Genomic DNA, 17,240 nt, shown 5'->3' with positions numbered 1-17,240 from the left:
CCGATACGGCCGAGAACCCTCTTCGATCCGCGTCAGGAAGGAGCGGTTGGATGAAACGGACGGCGGAGGTCGCGTTGAGCGGCCTGGGCGTGCCCGAATCCCTGCGCTGGCACGAGGGAGCCCTCTGGTTCTCCGATCTCGCACACGGCACGGTGCACCGTTGGGACGGCACCGGTAAACCGGAAACGGTCCTCGAGGTCCCCGGCCGGGCCGGCGGGCTCGGCTGGCTCCCCGACGGCCGCCTGCTCGTCGTGTCCATGGACGGGGGGTGCGTCTACCGGCAGGAACCCGACGGCGCACTGGTGGAGCACGCCGATCTGCGCCCCATCGTCGGCGGTCCCGTCAACGACATGCTCGTCGACCCGCAAGGGCGGGCCTACGTCGGCAACTTCGGCTTCGACTACCACGCCTTCTCGCGCGAGCACCCGAACTCCATGCTCTACGCGCCGCCCGGACCGCCGAAAACCCCCATCGCGTGCCTCGCCCCGGACGGAAGCCTGCTCGCACTGACCGAGCCGCTGCTCTTCCCGAACGGCACGATCCTGACCGCCGACGGCAACACCCTGGTGGTGGCCGAAACCCTTGCCATGCGGCTCACCGCCTTGCCCAGGACCCCCGACGGCATCCCCGGAAAGCCGCAGCCCTGGGTTCCGCTGATCGCACCGCTGCTCTGGCGGCTCCTGAACCACCCGGGGCCGGCCGGACGCGTCACCCGCAAGATCTCGGCGCTCCTGGACCACCCCGCCATCGCGAAGCGTTCCGCGTCGCCGATCGCACCGGACGGCATCGCGTGGGACACCGACGGCGAGTCGATCTGGGTCGCGAACGCCCTGCGCGGTGAATGCGTGCGCGTCGCCCCGGGCGGCCGCGTCCTCGAGCGGGTCGCGACGAGCCAGAACACACTCTGCTGCCTGCTGGCCGGACACGACGGGCGGACCCTCTTCGCCGCCACCGTTCCGACGGACGATCCGGTCCGGGCCGCTGAACTCAACGGCGGCCGGGTCGAGATGGTGCGGCTGTGACTGCCGCAGTAACGATCAGACTCCACCCGTACCGGACGATTGACTTGGACGTACGACCGAGGAGAATCGATCGCCATGCGCCAGATATCTGACAAGGGCCAGGTCATTCTCGTGACCGGCGCGGCCAACGGGATCGGGGCCGCCGTCGCGGAACTCGCGATCGCCCGCGGGCATCGCGTCATGCTGACCGACGTGGACGAGGAAGCTGTCCTGGCTCGCGCCCGCGAACTGGGCTCCCGGGCGGCCGCCTGTGCGCGGGACATCCGAAGCCCCGAAGGCTGGAGCCGCGCGTTCGAGGCGGCGGAGGCCTCCTTCGGAGTCGTCGACGTGCTGGTCAACAACGCTGGCATCATCCATACCGGACACGCGCGGGACCTCAGTCCGCAACAGCACCGCGACATCGTCGAGGTCAACCTGCTGGGCACCATCACCGGGGTCTGCACGGCCCTCGAGCGCATGACCGCGCAGGGACACGGTCACATCATCAACGTCTGCAGCATGACCGCGTTCCTGCCGCTGCCCGGATACGCCACCTACTGCGGCACCAAGTACGGTCTGCGGGCCTTCCACCACAGCGTCGCCATCGAGGAGCGCGACGGGCCGCTGGACTTCACGATCATCCATCCGCCGTCCACCCGGACGGGCATGCTCGACCAGGAGATGGCCGATCCCTCCTGCGCCATCTCCTTCGCGGAGAAGTCCTACGCACCGGAACGGATCGCCGAGGCCGTCGTCGACGCGGTCACCACCAAACCGGTCGAGGTGGTGTTCCCGCCGCTCGCCGGCCGCGTCCAGCGAATCGCCGGCGTGTTCCCCAGGCTGATGCGCCGTGTCATCCCCATGGCCGAGGCCAGAGGGAAGCGGCAGAGGGAGAAGCTCCTCACCGCCCCGACGACCGCCCCGCCAGCAAAGTAGGCCTTCCTGTGACCCCACCCTGACCAGGCCCGTTCCGCCTCCGGGAGGCTCCATGCCCACAGAGTTCCACCCTCCGGCCCGGGTGCCGGCGGCCATCGCCGGAGCGGATGCCGGCCAGGGACCGGCCGAGCCCGTCTCACGTGGCTGGATCACCTTGTACGGGCTGGTCTGGTTCGGGTACTGGATGGCGAATCTCGTCCCCCTCCAACTGCTGCTCCCTCAGCAGCTGGAGGCGATCGACCCGGCGTCCAAGGTCCACGACTTCGCCGTCGTCAACGCCGTCTCGGGACTGGTCTCGATCCTCGCCCTCCCCTTATGCGGCGCGCTGTGCGACCGCTCCCGGAGCAGCTTCGGACGCAGAAGACTCTGGCTCGCGGCCGGCACGCTCGCGTTCGCCGCGGGACTCGTCGTCACCGGGGAACAGACGACCGTGGCCGGGGTGACCGTCGCGTGGGCGGCCAGCATGCTCGGACTCATCGCCGCCACCTCCGGGCTGACCGCCCTCATCGCCGACCGCGTTCCCGTCAACCAGCGCGGTTTGGTATCCAGCGCGGTCTACGGCCCCCAGGCCCTCGGCGTGGTGGTCGGCATAGCCGTCGTCTCCGCCTTCGCGCTCTCCCCCGAGAGCAGTTACGTCGTCATCGCAGCCCTGCTGATCATCTGCACCGTGCCGTTTCTGGCGCGCTTTCGTGACCCCGCGGCCGGCTCCGAGCCTCCACTGAGGTTGCGCGCACTGCTCACCTCCATGGGCGGCTCTCTTAAGAACCGCGACTTCGCCTGGGCCTTCGGCGGGCGGCTCGTGGTCAACCTGGCGAACTCCCTCGGTGTCTGCTACACCCTCTACTTCCTGACCGACGACCTGAAGGTCTCCGATCCGGCCGGCAGCCTCCTGGTCTGCACCGTGCTCTATCTGGTGGCCGGACTCCTGGCCACCTCCGTCGCCGGGGTACTGTCCGACCGCCTCGGCAGACGGCGGATCTTCGTCGCACTGGCGGCGCTGCTGCAGGGAGCCTCGGGCTTCCTCCTGGCGAGCTTCCCGAGCCTCACCGTCACCCTGGTGGCGTCGGCCCTCATGGGCGGCGGCTTCGGCGCGTACATGGCCGTCGACCAGGCACTGATCACCCAGGTCCTGCCCGACGCGGAGAGCCGGGCCCAGGACCTCGGCATCATGAACATCGGTACGGTCATCCCACCCGCGCTGGCCCCGCTCATCGCCAGCTTCCTCATCACCTCGGACCGCGGCTATCCACTCCTCTTCGCCCTGGTCGGCGTGACCGCGACCGTCGGAGTCCTGCTCGTGTACCGCGTACGTTCCGTCAGATAGAGACGCCGGGCCCGTGGAAACGTAAGTCGTCGGTGGTCGGTGGTCGCCTCAACTCCCTTTCGCCATAGGGCGGGTGGCACGGAAGGTGCCTGCCGTGGCGGTCTCGGTGGTGCCGTCGGGGAAGACGACCCGTGCGGTGGTCCCCGGTGGCACATCGACGGTGAGGGTGAGCGCGTCGTCGGTCGTCCGCCACTCGACGGTGATCGTGCCCTGCGAGGACTCGTGCGTGCCCCGGGCCCACGTCAGTGACGGGTGGGGGAGAGGCGCGACCTCGATGGACTCCCAGGCGACCGAGCCCGGTGCCTGGCGCAGGCCCAGCGTGTGGGTGTGCAGGAAGCGGATCACGGCGCCCTTGCTGTAGTGGTTCAGGGAGTCGTGGGCGTCGCCGTTCTCGTCGATGCCCTCCCAGTCCTCCCAGATGGTCGTCGCACCGCGGTCCAGCATGTACAGCCAGGACGGGGCGGTGCGCCGGAAGAGAAGCTCGTACGCGATGTCGGCGTGGCCGGAGTCGGCCAGGACCGGGAGCAGGTCGCCCGTGGCGAGGAAGCCGGTGCCGAGGTGGGTGTCGGCGGCGCGGATCAGTTCGACGAGGCGTGCGGCGGCGGCCGGGCGCAGTTCGTCGGGGACGAGGCCGAGAGAGAGGGCGCGTACGTACGCGGCCTGGGTGTCGCCGGTGGTGCGCCCGTCGGGGGTGAGGAACTCGGTGCGCCAGGCGTCGCGGATCCGTTCGGCGGTCTCGGCGTAGCGGGCCGCGTCCTCGGTGTGGCCCAGTACTCGCGCGATACGGGCGAGGGTCGACGTCGAGCGGTACAGGAACGCCGTGCCGACCTCGCCCTTGTCGGCCATGAACCAGGCGACGGGGTCGGTCTGGACCGGGTCGATGCGGGTGCCGTCGGCCGCCTTCGCCTTCGGCTCGGTCCACTCGCCCCAGTGGAAGGAGCCGTCCCAGAGGTACTGCTCGTGCGGGAGCGGCTCGGCCGAGCGCTCGATGCGGGACTGGTGGCGGGCGGTGCGGGCGGTCCGTAGCGCCCACTCGACCCAGCGGACCATCGCCTCCCAGTTCTCGGCGAGGATCTCCCGGTCGCCATAGGACTCGTACAGCTCCCAGGGGACCGCGACGATCGCGTCGCCCCAGCCCGCCGAGCCGGTCATCATGGCGAACTGGTCGTCGAGGTGATGCTTGATGCGCCGACCGTCGGGCGAGAAGTTGGCGATCCGGCCGTCGGGCAGCTGGTCGTCGCGCACCGAGCGCAGCCATTTACGGCTGAAGCCGAGGACGTCGTACAGACGCGTGGCGGTCGGGGCGAAGACCTGGAAGTCGCCGGTCCAGGCGAGGCGTTCGCGAGTCGGGCAGTCCGTGGGTACGTCGACGGCGTTGCCGCGGAAGCTCCAGTCGGCGATCTCGTGAAGGCGGTTGAGGTCGTCGTCGCTGCACGCGAAGGTGCCGGTGCGGCGCAGGTCGGTGTGGACGACGCGCACCGTGATGCTCGTGGGGTCGAGCGGGGCGCCGTCGCGGCGGATGCGCGCGTACCGGAAGCCGTGCACGGTATGGCGTGGCTCGAACGTCTCGCTCCGGCCCGCGGAGACGACCTCGTCGCGCTGGACGAAGGGGATCGGGTCCTCGCCGGGGCGTACGGAGTCCAGGTGAGCGGTCGTCAGATCGCCCTCCGCGCCGACGTGTTCGCCGTAGTCGATGACGGTGCGGGTACCGGGCGGGCCTAGGTCGCTCAGGGCGAGCCATCCCGAGGCGTTCTGGCCGAAGTCGGCGATCCAGAGGCCGTCTTCGAGTTGCTTGACCGACTGTGCCGTACGCGACTCCACGACACGTACGGGGGGCGCGGGCGACCAGTCGATCGCGGGGGCCTCGACCTGATCGACGAGGACCGGCTGTTCGGCGCCCGGTACGGCGCGGAAGTCGGTGGTCTGCCCGTCCATGAGGTCGGCCCGGGTGATGGCCGACCGGGTGCTCGTCCAGGTCTCGTCGGTGCGCACGACCTGGCGTGAGCCGTCCTCGTACGTGATGTGCAGCTCGGCGCGTGCGGCGAGCACCGTTCCCCAGCCGGCCGGCAGGCGGAAGGCGCCGACCTGGCCTCGGTACCAGCCGTCGGAGAGGACGATCTCGAGCCGGTTGACGCCCGCTTGGAGCGCGGCCGTGACGTCGGATGCCTGGGCGTAGAGCGTGCGGTCGTACGACGTGGCACCGGGCGACAGTTCGGCGGTGCCGGCCCGCTCGCCGTTGACGTAGGCCTCGTACACGCCGAGCGCCGTCGCGTACAGCCGTGCCGAGCGCACCCCGGCGCGTGCCTGGAACCGGGTCGTCAGGGTGTGGGCCGGGCGCTTGCCGCAGCCGGGGTCGTCGCCGGATTCGGTGGGTGAGATCCAGCGGGCCTGCCAGTCCTCGTCCAGGAGGCCGACCTCGAAGGTGCTCAACTCCGACCATGGCGACGGGGCTTCAGCATCCCGGGCCCGGACCCGGACCCGCCAGGCCACCTGCCGGCCGCTCTGTAGCGCCGCCCAGGGCCAGGGGAAGAACCGGTGCTGGCCCGGCGCGACCTGCACCGCGGGCTGCGCCTCGCCGTCGACGGTGCATTCCAGCTCGTATCCCGTCGTGCGGCCCGTGTCCGACGGCTCCGACGGCGGCTTCCACGACAGGCGGGGTGCGGGGCCCGACACGGGGAACTGGTCACCGCCGTAGTCGATGCGGAGGTCGTACGGTGCGTTGTTCATGCTCTGCTTTCTCGGAACGGTTGACCGGGGACGATTGCCGAAGAGCCCTGTTACCGGACCGACTTGACCTTGAACTTGATGATCAGGCCGCCGGCGAGGGCGAGCACCGCGCCGCTCAGATAGAGCAGCGTGTAGTTCTTCTCGCCTCCGCTCGTGACGCCGATGGTGATGACGAGCGGGGCGATGAGCGGGGCGAGGGCGCTGGGGATCTTCTGCGCGAAGGCGACGACCGCGAGATAGCGGCCGGCCTGGGCGCGGTCGGGGAGAACGGCGAACACGATCGCCTGGTCGACGGCGCTGAACATCGCGATGGCGAGCTGCATCAGTACCGCGCCGACGATGAGTTGGGGCAGCGAGTAGGCGAACGCCTCGGCGACGGCCCCGGCGACGAAGATCGCGGAGCCGATCACGGTGAACAGCTTGCGCCGGCCGAGCTTGTCAGAGAGGAAGCCGCCGCCGATGGCGCCGGCGGTTGCCGCGAGCACTCCGAGGATCCCGATCGCCGACACGACGCCGGCGACCTCCTTGACGGGCAGGTCGAGCCGCTGGGCGTAGAAGAAGGTGCCGAAGGTGGTGTTGAAGTACAGGCCCATGAAGAAGACGAAGCGGCCGAGCCAGTTCCAGCCGAAGTCGGGGTACTTTCGCGGATTGAACCCGTAGCTGGCGAACAGGCCCTTGAGGCTCACCTGGCTGGTGTGGACGAGTGCGCGGGAGTCGCCCTCGGGCTTGAGCAGCGGGAACAGCAGCAGCATGGCCGCTCCGATGACGCCCGGGACCAGGAACACCAGAAGCGTGCTGTCGGCCACCGTGTACGCGATGCCGATGCCGACCACCGGCGCGATCTGGGTCATGACGCCGGTCACCGCCGAGACGCGTCCGCGCTGTTCCTCGGGCACGCGGTCGGCCTGGATGTTCTGGATGGCCTGCCCGACCGTGGACCAGCCGATCATGCCGACGACCCACGCCAGGCCCACCAAGAAGACGGTCGGTGCGGCGGCGATCCCCAGGAGCCCGGCCATGCCGATGGCCGTGCCGGCGAACATGAACGGTGTCCGGCGGCCCAGGCGGGAGCGCATCCGGTCGCTCCAGAAGCCCATCAGAGGGCTGAGGACCAGATAGACGAACTGGGCGGATCCGGTGACGTATCCGAGCAGTTCCTCGCGGCCGGGGGCGAGCTCGTCGATCCGCAGGGCCAGCGAGTAGGAGAGCGGAACCATCAGGGCCAGGGAGGCCCCGAAGCTGGCGATCATGATCCAGGCTAGGTAACTCCTGCTGACCCTCTCCAGGGGCGGGGCCTCGATCTCGGGGGCTGGGGTCTCGGCCGGTTCCTCGCTGTCGCCCTTCGCCGGATCGGTGGGTTCCTCACCGTTGCCTGTTGCCGGTTCGGTCGGCGGAGGTCCGGCCACGCTGATGTCGCGGTTGTTCTTCGTCATTGAGACTCCTTCGTCTCATGTGTGCGAGGTGGCACGGCAGTTGGTCCGTTACGAGGGCAAGCTGTGGTTGGAACGTTTCAGTGAGGGGCGTCGGTGTGCGGGCCCGGCTTGCGCCCGCTCAGGCCGTGCCAGCGGCGGCGGAGGGCGAACGCAGCCGTCTTCGGCTTGCGATCGCGGGTGAACACGCCCTTCTTGTTGCCGTCCACGCGATGGATGCCTGCGGCGGTCTGGAAGTCGGCGAAGTTCCAGACGTGTTCGCCGATGAACTCGGGGATGCGGTCGAAGACGCGGTGGTACATGGCGAGGTAGTCGCTCTGGTACTCCTCGCTCCACGGGGTGTCCCAGATCGAGTGCAGACCGGGCTGGGTGTCGGCGCCGTACTCGGACATCATGACCGGCTTGCCGAAGCGCGCGGCCCAGCCCAACAGGTCCTGTTCCAGGGCCTGTTCGGCCGTCGCGAGGTCGCCGGTGAACACGTACCAGCCGTAATAGCGGTTGATGCTCAGTACGTCGAAGAGGTCGCCGATCAGGTCGTTCTGCGGGGTGGCGAACATGACCGCGGAGTAGGTGAGGGGGCGGGTCGGGTCGAGCTTGCGGGCCAGCTCGACCAGCGGCCCGAAGTACTCGCGGGCGCCCTCCTCGTTGGAGGCCGGTTCGTTGGCGAGGGACCACAACACCACGCTCGGGTGGTTCTTGTCCCGCTCGATCAACTCGCGCAGGTGCTCGGCGTGGACGTCGCGGGTGGTGCCGCCGAAGTTCTCCGGAGCGAAGGTCGGGGTCGGTGCCTGGCCGGTGAGGCCGCCCATGACGCCCAGGTTGAGGCCGACGGCGGCGGTCTCGTCGATGACGACGAAGCCGTGCCGGTCGGCGAAGTCGAGCACCTCTTCCGCGTACGGGTAGTGCGAGGTGCGGAAGGAGTTGGCGCCGGTCCACTCCATGAGCTGGAAGTCGTGGACGAGGTAGGCGTCGTCGTGGCCCTTGCCTCGGACAGGGGTGTCCTCGTGCTTGCCGAAACCGGTGAAGTAGAACGGTTCGCCGTTGATGAGGAAGTCCGTGCCGCGCACTTCGACGGTGCGGACGCCGAAGGGCTGGGTGTAGCTGTCGACCACCTCCGCCGCAGCGGGCTCCGCCTCGTCGGTCAACTCCACCACGAGGCCGTACAGGTAGGCGGCGCCCGGCTGCCACAGGGTCACGTCCTCGATGCGGAGGATGCCCTCGGGGCCGTATGCCTGCGCAACCGTGTGGCCTGCCTCGTCGACCGCGCGTACCCGGACGGCGATCGTGTCGGCGTCCTCGCCGGCGGTCTCCACGCGGTACTCGACGATGCCGGCCGCGCCGTCCCGACCGGTGACGACCGTGACGTCCTCGACGTAGGTCCGCGGCGTGCTGCACAGGCGGACCGGGCGCGCGATGCCCGCGTAGTTGTAGAAGTCGTGCAGGTACGACTGACGTTGGCGGCCGTCGGGGCCGGTGGTGACGGTGCCCGGCGGGATCGTCACGTTCGTCAGCCGGTTGTCGACGCCGACCGTGAGCCGGAACTCGGCGCCGGGGGCGACGATTCCGGTCAGGTCCGCCTCGAACGGCGTGTAGCCGCCGGTGTGTTCGGCCACGAGCCGGTCGTCCACGTAGACCTGCGCGGCGTGGGTGACGGAGCCGAAGCGGAGAACCACGCGATCTCCCACCCAGCCGCGCGGCACCCGCACCTCGCGCTGGTACCAGACGACGCCGACGTGGTCACGGATCTCGGGGTCCACGAACAGGTCGTTGTAGCTGGCGGGGACGGAGGCTTCGAGGGGCGAGGTGAGCCGCGACGTCCACGGGGTGGCGCCGGCGCGGGTATCGAGGGCGAACCGCCACAGGCCGTCGAGGCTGACGATGTCACGGGTGGGGCTGGTGCGGGGGGAGAGCATGGGGCTCCTACGCGTCGTTGCGGGGCCGGTGGGCCGGTGGGCCGGGGAGGACGAGGTGGGTGCGGTGTCGCGGATGCGCGGACTCAGATCGTTTCGCCGGCGTCGGCGAGGAGGGTGCTCCCCGTCATGAAGGCGGAGAGGTCGCTCGCGCAGAACAGCACCACGCGGGCGATGTCGTCGGGGACGCCGAGCCGTCCGAGCGGGCCCGGCTTCATGACGGACATGAGGGACTCGGCGTCCAGAGAGACCCCGGCCTCGGCGGCTGCCGCCATGTTCCCCTCGGTCGGCACGAATGTCGGTGCCACGCCCAGGACGCGAATGCCGAACGGTGCGAATTCCAGGGCGAGTTGGCGGGTGATGCCGCGCGCCGCGTGCTTGGAGCCGACGTAAGCGGCGAGCCCTGGGGCCGTTCCCCGAAACCCAGCCGTGGAGACGACGTTGACGATGACGCCGCCGCTCCCGGCCTCGCGCATCCGGCGCGCCGCCTCCCGGGAACCGAGGAAGACACCGCGCGTGTTCACGGCGAACACCTCGTCCCAGGTCTCCTCGGACATCTCAAGCGCGGGAACGCTGGGGAAGATCCCGGCGTTGTTGACCCAGATGTCGAGCCCGCCGAGCTCCCGGACCGCGAGATCGGCGGCCCCGACGACGCTCCCGGCGTCGGTGACGTCCACGTGGACGGCCACCGCACACCCCGGACGGCGCGCGTTGAGGCTCTTGGCGACGGTGGTGGCGAGCTCGCGGTCGATGTCGGCGACGAGCACGTCCGCGCCGGCTTCGACCAGGCGCTCGGCGATGGCCCGGCCCAGTCCGCGGCCCGCGCCGGTTACGACGGCCCTCCGCCCGGACAGCGAGATCAGTTCCGCCAGGGACCGCGACGAGACGTCGGGTACGGATACCTGCACGATGTGTCCTTCCGATGCCGGGGCGGTCAGTTGAGCCCGCGGCGGGCGGTCTCGCCGAGCCAGGCGAGGCTGGGCTTGGGGCGGCGCTCGAAGGTCTCGCGGTCCACCTCGACCAGTCCGAACGTCGGCTCCCAGTGGCCCCACTCGTAGTTGTCGAGAAGGCTCCAGTGCAGATAGCCGCGTACGTCGGCCCCGTCGGCGAGCGTCACCTGAAGGTGCTTCAGGGCCTCGTCGGTGTAGGCGATCCGGCGGGTGTCGTCGCGGGTGGCGATGCCGTTCTCGGTGACCAGGATCGGCATGCCGCCGGTGACCTCGACGGTGTGCCGTACGGCGATGGCCAGGGCGTCGGGCCGGTACGCGGTTCCGACGAGCGTGTTGTCCGGGTGCTGCGGGTGGGGCTCGACGCCGTCCGGGCCGACCCATTGGCTCGAGTACGACTGCACGCCCACGAAGTCGTCGCCGCGCGAGCCCTCCAGGTAGAGGTCCTCCCAGATGTACTCCAGCTCCCGCTTCTTCTCCTCCGCCCCCGGGCGGGCGACGAAGGCGCGGTTGGCGACCGTCCAGCCGACCTTGGCGCCGGTGCGCTCGCGCAGCAGGTCCCGGGCGGCGTGGTGCGCCTCGACCAGCCGTTCGCCGATCTTCACATCCGGGGCCGGCGTCTTCGGCCGCGGACTCTCGTTGTCGAGGGTGGGGCTCATCCACGCGTCGGCTGCGTGCGGGTCGTCCTGCAACGCCCGTGCCATGCCGATCATGATGGCCAGCATGTTCGGCTCGTTCATGGTGACGACCCACTCGACGCCGTCGAGGATCGGGGCAACCGCCTCGGCGTACGCCCGGAACCGCTCCACGGCGCGGTCACCGAGCCAGCCGCCCTCCTGGGCGAACCAGAGCGGGCTGGTGAAGTGGTGCAGGGTCACGACGGGCGTCAGGCCGAGCTCGAATGCGGTGTCGATCATCCGCCGGTAGTGGGCGAGTTCGGCCCGCGAGATCATCCCGGGGACCGGCTCGATCCGTGCCCACTCGATGCCGAAGCGGTACGCGTTGAGGCCGGCGTCGGCGAGCAGTTGCATGTCCTCGCGGTACCGGTGATAGCTGTCGCAGGCGTCGCCACTGCGCTCCATGCCGGGCATGCGCCCCTCGCTCGCCCAGAAGTCGCTGTTGAGGTTGTTGCCCTCGATCTGGTGCGGCGCGGTGGAGGCTCCCCAGAGGAACCCGGGAGGGAATTCGGTCATCGTCGACTGCTTTCCATACGCGGCGTGCTGGCCCGCCAACTCTTACCATGTGGTTGGTTTTGGATTGGACCGTAGATCGGGGCCGCAAGGGCGGGAAGGTCGCTGCTCTACTTCGTGATCGAAGCGTTACATTGCAGCGCCTCGGTCAGTGGGAAGTGAGCGCACTGTGGGCAGGGCAGGGCAGGGGTCGGCCGCGCCGTTGTCCGTCCGTCGCGTTGGCGGCCGGCGACGAGCCGGTGTGGGGTTACGCGCTGTTCGGCGATCGGCCCTGACCGCCGACCGGTGTCCAATGAGCGTGCCGCAGCGCCGAGTTGGGCGCCGAGTTGGGCGCCGATCCGCTCACTCGTCGGTGTGGTCGTGGTCCAAGAGGAGGCGGACGAAGTCGGTGACGGGGCTGACGATGTCGAGGCCCGGGGTGAGGACCCACTGCAACTGGAGCCCAGTGAGTACGGCATGGAAGAGGACCGCGGCGCTCTCGGGGCTTACGCCCGCGCGCAGCGTGCCGCGGGCGGCGTTCTCGTGGAAGCCCTCGGCGAACTGGGTGCGCCCGCGTTCGTAGCGTTCGACGAAGTAGGCGTGGGCGGGATGATCCGGTCGTGAGGCCGCTGCGGCGAGTTCGATCCACAGGCGCATCAGCTCGGGCGCCTTCTGGTGGTGGCGGATGAGTTCGGCGAGGTAGGGCGCGAGCTCGTCCGGGCTGTCGACCTGCTCCAGGCCCTGCTGCCATTCCTCGGCATCGCGTTCGGAGAGGACTGCGGCGAGGAGCTCGTCCTTGTTGCGGAAGTGGTGCAGGAGGCCGGCGTGGGTGATGCCGGCCCGCTCCGCGATGTCGCGCAGGGAGGCTTTGGCGTAGCCGTTCTCGGCGAAGCTGTCGCGTGCGGCCCGTACGATCTCCGCTCGGCGGGCCGGTGTCTTGGCGTACGGCCCACGCGCCTTTGCCTGACCCACGGTGCGTTCACTCTCCTCGGCGAAGTCCGTCCAGCGCAGTAGCTGAGCCATTAAAACCTACCGGTGGTTGGTATTTACCGCCGGGCTGGCGATCGTCCCAGGGAGATGGCCTGCTCGATGCGTAAGAACGCATACGTGGCGGTCGGCCCCGCGCGGCCTCACATACGGGCTCTCAGTACGTCGACCTCACAGCCCGGTGCGAAGGGGTCGAAGCCGTGCTCGCTCAGCCAGCGAACTGCCAGCAGGCTGCGCAGCGACCACCACGCGTGGATCACGTCGAGGTCGATGTCGGTGCCATAGCCGGCGATGACGTCGTCGAGGTGCTCCTCGTGTCCGAGCGTGAAGGTGGCGAGGTCGTACAGGGCATCACCTTGGCCCGCCTCGGACCAGTCGATGATGCCGGTGACCTCGTCGCCGTCGACGAAGACGTGCGCGATCTGCAGGTCGCCGTGCGTGAACGCCGGGGTCCACGGCCGGAGCGCGGCCTCGGCGACCTGGCGGTTGCGGGTGACCAGGTCGGCGGGCAGGACGCCGTTCGTCACGAGCAACTTGCACTCGGCGTCGAGCTCCGCCGCCAGGGCGACGATGCTCCGGCCGGCTCGGCCCGGCCAGGGCGGCAGGGGCGCGTCGTGCAGCTTCCGGATGGCGGCGCCCGCCGCGGCCCACGCCGTCGGCGACCCGGTCGACGGCCCGCCGAGGCGGCCGAGCGTCGTGCCCGGGAGTGCGGCGATCGCGAGCGCGGGCGGCTTGCGCCACAGGACCTGCGGGGTCGGGACCGGCGCGAGGGCCATCGCCTCGACCTCGACGTCGAGGCGCGTCTGATCGGCGTCCACCTTCAAGAACACGTCACCGACGCGAAGCGTCGCGCGCTCGGAATGCGCGACGACGACGTTGACCTCATCCATGGGCGACCAGTATCCCGGGGATGATCGCCGACGTCGCCGGGTTTATCGCCTGTGATTACGAGGCTGACCGCGTCCCACTGCCTAGGTCCTGTCTCTCCGATCTTCGCGGATCAGCGCGCGGCGTCTGGTGCTGGGGGCACCTCCCACGCCCTTCAGGCAGTGGGGGAGCATCGGCGTGCGGCCGCATCGCCCTCGTACTGGACGTACTTGGGTGATGCGGCCGTGCGGCGAGGTGCCGTGCCAGGCGTCGCGCGCCCGCGAAGATCGGGGAGACAGGGCCTAGTGGCCTCGTGCACGACACCGACCTCTGACACTTTTGTCAGGAGTCCTGGATCACGGACAGGACGTTGCCCGCCGGGTCCGTGAACCAGGCGATCGCCGTTGGGCCCTCGGGGCCCCGGACGATGCCTTTGGCGTCGGGCGCGAACTCCGGGTAGCGCTCCATGCTCACGCCGCGCTGCGCCAGCTCGTCGACGGCCGCCTCGACGTCGTCCACGGGGAAGTTCAGGATCGTGAAACTCGCGGGTGTGTGGTTGTCCTTGGGGTAGACAAAGACGCTTGCGCCGCTGCCCAGCTTGATCGTGAGCATCCTCATGTCGCCTTGCCCGCTCTCCTCCACCTGGAGGCCCAGGGTCTCGCCGTAAAACTGGCGGGCCTTTCCCAGGTCGTCGACCGAGAAGCCGCTGAACGCCTTCGACTGTCCGAACATGCCGGTGTCTCCTTCACGTGTGCCGTCCCCGATTTCCGAGGCCACCCCCAGCGGACCACCACCCGGACACCCGCCTCGCGGGCTCGCGTCCGGATGGCCGCCGCGCGTCACCCTCAGGGAGAGATAAGGGTCAGGCGCTCTTGCCGAAGAGAAGGACCTCCGTGGAGCCGACACCCATGGGTGCCACGAAGCTGGCCTCCAGGCTGCAGTCGAGGGTTGCGAAGAGGTCCACGCATGTCTGGCGAGGCATGGCGGCCGGGAAGGAGTCGTGGCCCGCGCCGCCCTGCGTGGCCCAGGTGCGTACCGCGGCCGGGTCCAGGCAGGTTTCTGTCATGACGTCGAAGACGATCCGGCCACCGGGTCGCGTAACGCGTGCCATCTCGAAGAAGTAGCGCGAGGCGCCGAGGAAGGGCACGGTGTTGAAGACCTTATGGGCCTGTACGAGGTCGACGCTGGCGTCGGGTGTCGGGGCGAGGCTGCTTCCTGCGGTCGGTTGGGCGACCACGCCGAAGGCGTCCACCAGGTAGGTGGCCCAGGGCGCTGCCGTCTCGTAGATCTCGTAGCGGTCCGGCGAACACTCCTTCAGCGTCTTCTCCAGGTACCGTCCGGACCCGGGACCGATCTCCAGCACCGTTTGCGGCTTGGCGGCGAAGACGCCGAGAGCGCTCAGCTCATCGATGGTGGACTGGGTGGCGCCAGGCGTCCCGTTCATGACCTCGTCGATGTAGTCACCCACCGACAGGCCGGCCGCCCGTGCGGCCCGCATCGTTGCCTCGAACGGGATGAAGTCGTCGACGCCCCCCAGATTGTTGGTGCTGCGCACGATGTCGAATCCAGCACGTCCCAGGAGCCGCTTGACCCCGGACTTCAATGCTGACGTTCCCTTGCTTACCGCCCTCATCAGGCATGCCCCCCATATCGTCCTTACCCCTTGGTGTCAGCATAAGATCGCGGCCGCAGACGCGCAGTGGGACGGCGAACTTCGCTACGCGGCAGTCGAAGGCTGGTCCACGGCACCGAGGCCCGCGGTGCATTCGGACTTTCCGATGGCGGTTTTCCGCGACCGCATCGCCGCGGACGCATTGTTGGTTAGGGTGACAAAATCAGACACAACGGGGGCTCGTTGGTGGGGGAATGTGACAGTAGGCGCCGGTCGGATGAAGGGGTGACCCGACGTTCGGCGCCCGCGGTGCTGCCCCCGTCGCTGCGCGCGTGGCTCGGGCTGATCGCGGCGCTTGCCGCGCTGGTGGTCGTGGGGCTCGGGGTTCTGTACGCCGGTCACAGCGAGCCCGGCAGGGTGGACAGATGGATCGTCGAGCCGACGGCGGACAGTGTGCGGCCGCCGTGGCGGCGGGTCGCTCTGGCCACGGACTTCCTGGGCGAGCCCGCCGGAGCCGCGATGCTGGTCGTGGCCGCCGTGGCAGGCTGCCTGTTGCTTCGGTGGCCTCGTGCAGCGGTGCTCGTCGTTGCGGGAGTCGCCCTGACCGTGGGGACGGTGAAGCTGCTCAAGCCCCTGGTGGGACGCACCATCCACGGCGACGGCAATCTGTCCTACCCGAGCGGGCACACCGCCTTTCTCACCGCGTTCGCCCTGGTGGTGGCGCTGATCGCGATCGGGCGGCTCGGTCTCGGAAGGACGGCCGGCATGTCACTCGTACTCGCCGCGGCGCTGGTTGCCGGCGCCGCCATGGGGTGGGCGCAGGTCGCTCTGAGCGCGCACTACGCGACCGATGTCCTCGGCGGCTGGTGCACCGCGCTGGCGGTGGTACCGGCGACGGCGTGGCTGGTCGACCGGATGGCTGACCGGCTTGGCGATCGGACGGCCAACGCCGGTCGGCTGGAGCATCGCTGACGTCACGTCACGTCACGCCAGGCGGCGGAACACGGGCTTCACTGGTCGCCCGCCCAGCCAGGGGGTGGTGTCGGCGGCGTCCAGCGCCTTCCGGTACACCGCACATGCCTGCGCCACTACGTCGATGGTGTGGTCGATGTCGGCGTCGCTGAGCGCGCTGCTCACCACGAACGAGGGGGCCAGCACCCCGCCCGCGAGCAGCCGCCGCAGGAACAGAGTGCGGTACTGCTGCGACGGCTGCCCGTTCTCGTCGAGGGTGGCGAAGACCAGGTTGCTGGCCCGGCCCCGGACGACGACGTGCTCGCCGACGCCCATGCTCGCCGCGGCGTCGCGGACACCGGCGGCCAACCGCTCGCCGAGAGCGTGCAGTTGGGCGGTGACGCCCTCCTCGACGTACGTGGTCTGCACGGCCATCGCGGCAGCCAGCGAGTGCGTTTCCGCACCGTGCGTGGTGGACAGCAGGAACACCCGGTCGCCGGAGTGGCGCAGCCCGCCCCGCTCCATCAGCTCGCGGCGCCCGGCAAGGGCGGAGACGGCGAACCCGTTGCCCAGCGCCTTGCCGAACGTGGAGAGGTCGGGGACGACGCCGTACAGGCCCTGGGCGCCCGCCTCGGACCAGCGGAAGCCGGTGATCATCTCATCGAAGATCAGCACGCAGCCGTGCCGGTCGGCAAGGTCGCGCAGGCCGGAGAGGTAGCCGGGCGGCGGCTCGGTGTGGCCGGCGGGTTCGAGGATCAGGCAGGCGATCTCGCCGACGTACCGGTTGAGCAGTTCCTCCGTGGCGGTCAAGTCCCCGTACGGGAACGCCACGGTGAGCTCGGTGGTCGCCGCCGGAATACCGGCCGACATCGGCGTCGTACCGATGAACCAGTCGTCGACCGAGAAGAACGGATGGTCGCCGCAGATCGCCACCCGCGGGCGCCCGGTGACCGCGCGCGCGAGGCGCACCGCGGCGGTGGTGGCGTCGGAGCCGTTCTTCGCGAACTTCACCATCTCGGCGGTCGGCACCGTGGCCAGGAAGCGTTCCGCGGCCTCGACCTCCACGACGGACGGCCGTACGAAGTTGCTGCCGCGGTCGAGTTCCCGCCGTACCGCCTCGAGTACGCGTGGGTGGGCGTGGCCGAGGCTGACCGACCGAAGGCCGGAGCCGTACTCGATGTAGCGGTTGTCGTCGATGTCCCACACGTGGGCGCCGTGGCCGTGGCTGATGACCGGGGCCAGGTTCTCGGGGTACTGGTCGTCGCCCTTGGCGTAGGTGTGCGCGCCTCCGGGGATCATGGCGTGCAGCCGCTCGTTCGCCGTCCGCGATCGCGGCAGGACGAACTCATCGGTCTCTACGGTGTGTTCGGTGTCCACGT

At 69.7% G+C, this 17,240-nt stretch carries 14 protein-coding genes; 4 read left to right on the top strand and 10 right to left on the bottom strand.

Translation table 11 applies throughout. The features are described from left to right. Window positions 1-50 precede the first annotated feature (50 nt). The 3 genes from ACQEVY_RS06620 (at window position 51) to ACQEVY_RS06610 (ending at window position 3,261) form a co-directional block, all read left to right on the top strand. A complete protein-coding gene (locus tag ACQEVY_RS06620; RefSeq protein WP_432945786.1) occupies window positions 51-1,022 on the top strand; it encodes an SMP-30/gluconolactonase/LRE family protein in 972 nt (323 codons plus the stop codon). Between the two features lie 75 nt (window positions 1,023-1,097). After that, window positions 1,098-1,937, top strand: a complete 840-nt coding sequence (locus tag ACQEVY_RS06615) for an SDR family NAD(P)-dependent oxidoreductase (protein WP_432945784.1) — start codon at window positions 1,098-1,100, stop codon at window positions 1,935-1,937. Between the two features lie 52 nt (window positions 1,938-1,989). After that, window positions 1,990-3,261 (top strand): MFS transporter, encoded by a 1,272-nt coding sequence (locus ACQEVY_RS06610; RefSeq protein ID WP_432945781.1) that lies wholly within the window; start codon window positions 1,990-1,992, stop codon window positions 3,259-3,261. A gap of 48 nt (window positions 3,262-3,309) precedes the next feature. Here the strand turns inward: ACQEVY_RS06610 and ACQEVY_RS06605 are convergent, their stop codons facing one another. The 9 genes from ACQEVY_RS06605 to ACQEVY_RS06565 all read right to left on the bottom strand — a co-directional run bounded on the left by ACQEVY_RS06605 (window position 3,310) and on the right by ACQEVY_RS06565 (window position 14,931). Next, on the bottom strand, window positions 3,310-5,988 hold the full coding sequence (locus ACQEVY_RS06605; RefSeq protein WP_432945779.1) for a family 78 glycoside hydrolase catalytic domain: 2,679 nt from the start codon (window positions 5,986-5,988) through the stop codon (window positions 3,310-3,312). Window positions 5,989-6,038: 50 nt separating this feature from the next. After that, the gene (locus ACQEVY_RS06600; RefSeq protein WP_432945777.1) at window positions 6,039-7,421 is read right to left on the bottom strand and encodes an MFS transporter; all 1,383 of its coding nucleotides are present in this window, start codon (window positions 7,419-7,421) and stop codon (window positions 6,039-6,041) included. Window positions 7,422-7,498: 77 nt separating this feature from the next. Then, entirely contained in the window at window positions 7,499-9,331 is a 1,833-nt protein-coding gene (gene uidA, locus ACQEVY_RS06595; protein WP_432945775.1) for a beta-glucuronidase, read from the bottom strand. A gap of 83 nt (window positions 9,332-9,414) precedes the next feature. Then, a complete protein-coding gene (locus ACQEVY_RS06590) occupies window positions 9,415-10,236 on the bottom strand; it encodes an SDR family NAD(P)-dependent oxidoreductase (RefSeq protein ID WP_432945773.1) in 822 nt (273 codons plus the stop codon). 26 nt (window positions 10,237-10,262) lie between these two features. Next, on the bottom strand, window positions 10,263-11,468 hold the full coding sequence (locus ACQEVY_RS06585) for a glycoside hydrolase family 1 protein (protein WP_432945771.1): 1,206 nt from the start codon (window positions 11,466-11,468) through the stop codon (window positions 10,263-10,265). A gap of 339 nt (window positions 11,469-11,807) precedes the next feature. After that, window positions 11,808-12,416 (bottom strand): TetR/AcrR family transcriptional regulator, encoded by a 609-nt coding sequence (locus ACQEVY_RS06580; protein WP_432955095.1) that lies wholly within the window; start codon window positions 12,414-12,416, stop codon window positions 11,808-11,810. A 158-nt stretch (window positions 12,417-12,574) separates the two neighbouring features. After that, window positions 12,575-13,321 (bottom strand): phosphotransferase family protein, encoded by a 747-nt coding sequence (locus ACQEVY_RS06575; protein WP_432945769.1) that lies wholly within the window; start codon window positions 13,319-13,321, stop codon window positions 12,575-12,577. 319 nt (window positions 13,322-13,640) lie between these two features. Beyond that, entirely contained in the window at window positions 13,641-14,030 is a 390-nt protein-coding gene (locus tag ACQEVY_RS06570; RefSeq protein ID WP_432945767.1) for a VOC family protein, read from the bottom strand. Between the two features lie 130 nt (window positions 14,031-14,160). Next, window positions 14,161-14,931, bottom strand: coding sequence for a class I SAM-dependent methyltransferase (locus ACQEVY_RS06565; protein WP_432945765.1), 771 nt, complete (start codon window positions 14,929-14,931; stop codon window positions 14,161-14,163). 264 nt (window positions 14,932-15,195) lie between these two features. On the opposite strand from ACQEVY_RS06565, the gene ACQEVY_RS06560 reads away from it, so the two are divergent. Next, window positions 15,196-15,882 carry a phosphatase PAP2 family protein gene (locus ACQEVY_RS06560; protein WP_432945763.1) on the top strand — a complete coding sequence of 229 codons (687 nt, stop codon included), beginning with the start codon at window positions 15,196-15,198 and terminating at the stop codon, window positions 15,880-15,882. A 12-nt stretch (window positions 15,883-15,894) separates the two neighbouring features. On the opposite strand, the gene ACQEVY_RS06555 is transcribed toward ACQEVY_RS06560, so the two are convergent. Then, a complete protein-coding gene (locus ACQEVY_RS06555) occupies window positions 15,895-17,238 on the bottom strand; it encodes a glutamate-1-semialdehyde 2,1-aminomutase (RefSeq protein ID WP_432945761.1) in 1,344 nt (447 codons plus the stop codon). Between the last annotated feature and the right edge of the window lie 2 nt (window positions 17,239-17,240).

The organism is Streptomyces sp. CA-288835 (assembly GCF_050936385.1).
Taxonomy (GTDB): domain Bacteria; phylum Actinomycetota; class Actinomycetes; order Streptomycetales; family Streptomycetaceae; genus Streptomyces.
This window is presented reverse-complemented; position numbering and strand designations above follow the sequence as displayed.

What these genes read in the sequence shown, in the direction of transcription:
- ACQEVY_RS06620 (WP_432945786.1), top strand. Translation starts at nt 51, where the DNA reads ATGAAACGGACGGCGGAGGTCGCGTTGAGCGGCCTGGGCGTGCCCGAA.
- ACQEVY_RS06615 (WP_432945784.1), top strand. Translation starts at nt 1,098, where the DNA reads ATGCGCCAGATATCTGACAAGGGCCAGGTCATTCTCGTGACCGGCGCG.
- ACQEVY_RS06610 (WP_432945781.1), top strand. Translation starts at nt 1,990, where the DNA reads ATGCCCACAGAGTTCCACCCTCCGGCCCGGGTGCCGGCGGCCATCGCC.
- ACQEVY_RS06605 (WP_432945779.1), bottom strand. Translation starts at nt 5,988, where the DNA reads ATGAACAACGCACCGTACGACCTCCGCATCGACTACGGCGGTGACCAG.
- ACQEVY_RS06600 (WP_432945777.1), bottom strand. Translation starts at nt 7,421, where the DNA reads ATGACGAAGAACAACCGCGACATCAGCGTGGCCGGACCTCCGCCGACC.
- uidA (WP_432945775.1), bottom strand. Translation starts at nt 9,331, where the DNA reads ATGCTCTCCCCCCGCACCAGCCCCACCCGTGACATCGTCAGCCTCGAC.
- ACQEVY_RS06585 (WP_432945771.1), bottom strand. Translation starts at nt 11,468, where the DNA reads ATGACCGAATTCCCTCCCGGGTTCCTCTGGGGAGCCTCCACCGCGCCG.
- ACQEVY_RS06575 (WP_432945769.1), bottom strand. Translation starts at nt 13,321, where the DNA reads ATGGATGAGGTCAACGTCGTCGTCGCGCATTCCGAGCGCGCGACGCTT.
- ACQEVY_RS06570 (WP_432945767.1), bottom strand. Translation starts at nt 14,030, where the DNA reads ATGTTCGGACAGTCGAAGGCGTTCAGCGGCTTCTCGGTCGACGACCTG.
- ACQEVY_RS06565 (WP_432945765.1), bottom strand. Translation starts at nt 14,931, where the DNA reads ATGAGGGCGGTAAGCAAGGGAACGTCAGCATTGAAGTCCGGGGTCAAG.